Here is a 1138-nt window from a genome sequence, read left to right as displayed (position 1 = left end):
CGTCTTGGACCGCCTGCACAGGCATCTGCGGGTGGAAGTGGAGGGGAACCTGCAACCGCTCCGCAGCGGCGTACAGCTCGTCGTACTCGGGGTCGTCGGCGAGCTTGGATCCGGTGCGCCCGTAGAGCATGGCGCCCGGGAAGCCCAGCTTGGTGATCGCCCGCTCCAGCTCCGCGGCCGCGGCCGACGGCGACTGTGTTGGGATCGCTGCGAACGCCTGGAACCGGTCTGGATTGCTGGCCACGATCTCCGCGAGCTGGTCGTTGGTGTCCCGGGCCACGGCGACCGCATCCGAGTCGGGCAGGTTCTGCACGCCCGGTGTCGAGATCGACAGCACTGCCACGTCGATTCCCTGGTCGTCCATGTGCGCAAGCCTCGTGTCCGCAGTGTCGCGCAGTCGCTGGGCGACGGGGCTGTCGCCGAACCCCAAGTTCGGCAGCTCGGGCACCCCGGACCGCGACCACGCCTGCATGATCGCAGGCAGGACGACGTGTTCTTCCAACGCGATGATCCGCAGTCTGTCAGACATGCGATGCTCCTCTACGATCTGATTCCACTGGAAACATTCGAAGTGTATCACTGATACTAACGATGGAACCTCCCGTGAGGTATCGTTGATACATGTCACCTCGTTCCCATGGCGGGAGCAGCGCTTCCGACGCTGCAGCCATCGGTCGCGAACAGACCCGGCGGCGCGTGATCGAGGCGGCCATCGACTTGCTGACGCGCGGGGGTCGCGACGCGGTCACCACCCGCGCGGTCGCTGATGCGGCGGGCCTGCAGCCGCCGGCCATCTACCGGCTGTTCGGCGACAAGGACGGGCTGCTCGACGCGGTGGCCGAGCACGGCTTCGCCGCGTTTCTCGCCACCAAGCACGTCGACCCCGACCCGCGGGACCCCATCGAGGACCTGAGAACCGGCTGGGACGTCGCCGTCGAGTTCGGTCTGTCCAATCCCGCGCTGTACACACTGATGTACAGCGAACCCGCGAGGGCGACCTCGGCCGCCTTCAAGGCCGGCATGGAGATCTTGATGGGCCGTATCCGGCGCCTCGCCGCCGGCGGCTGGCTCCGCATCGACGAGGAACTCACGGCCCAGATCATCCATGCCACGGCGCGCGGCGCAGTGCTCACCTGGC

At 67.3% G+C, this 1138-nt stretch carries 2 protein-coding genes; one reads left to right on the top strand and one right to left on the bottom strand.

Annotated elements, in window-relative coordinates; translation table 11 throughout:
- Positions 1-529, bottom strand: a 529-nt coding sequence (locus DAT37_RS18710; RefSeq protein ID WP_157978539.1) for an amidohydrolase family protein, incomplete at its 3' end; no start/stop codon positions are given.
- Positions 530-621: 92 nt separating this feature from the next.
- On the opposite strand from DAT37_RS18710, the gene DAT37_RS18705 reads away from it, so the two are divergent.
- Positions 622-1138, top strand: a 517-nt coding sequence (locus DAT37_RS18705) for a TetR/AcrR family transcriptional regulator (protein WP_109526098.1), incomplete at its 3' end; no start/stop codon positions are given.

Origin of the sequence: Nocardia aurea, from assembly GCF_003123685.1 — a bacterium.
In the GTDB taxonomy this organism is placed as follows: Bacteria; Actinomycetota; Actinomycetes; order Mycobacteriales; family Mycobacteriaceae; genus Nocardia; species Nocardia aurea.
This window is presented reverse-complemented; position numbering and strand designations above follow the sequence as displayed.